Source organism: Pseudoalteromonas sp. SR44-8 (assembly GCF_014163635.1).
Lineage (GTDB): Bacteria > Pseudomonadota > Gammaproteobacteria > Enterobacterales > Alteromonadaceae > Pseudoalteromonas > Pseudoalteromonas rhizosphaerae.
In genome coordinates, this window is record NZ_JACJDS010000125.1 from 1 (window position 1) to 245 (window position 245).

The following is a 245-nucleotide window of genomic DNA, read 5'->3' on the forward strand; positions in this document are numbered from 1 at the left end:
CTATCTGACTGATTAAATGAACCTTTCAATCGCTTACCATCAATCGCAACTACATCGCCCTGAGTTAATTTAGAACAGTCTTTCATCCAAGAAGAAAAAGAATCTTGAAACTGCGTCATATCAATGCGACTCATCACACGAGCGATTGTGTCATGGCGAGGGATACCTTGCTCAAGAGGAACGTACTTCCTGAGCCAATCTAATCTATCATGGCCAAAATCTTCAATATCTTCCCAGCCTTGGCA

General features: G+C 42.0%; 1 protein-coding gene. It reads right to left on the minus strand.

The genetic code is table 11. The annotated features are described in order from the left end of the window. On the minus strand, window positions 1-245 hold a 245-nt coding region (locus H5183_RS21580; RefSeq protein ID WP_182732697.1), incomplete at both ends, for an ISAs1 family transposase.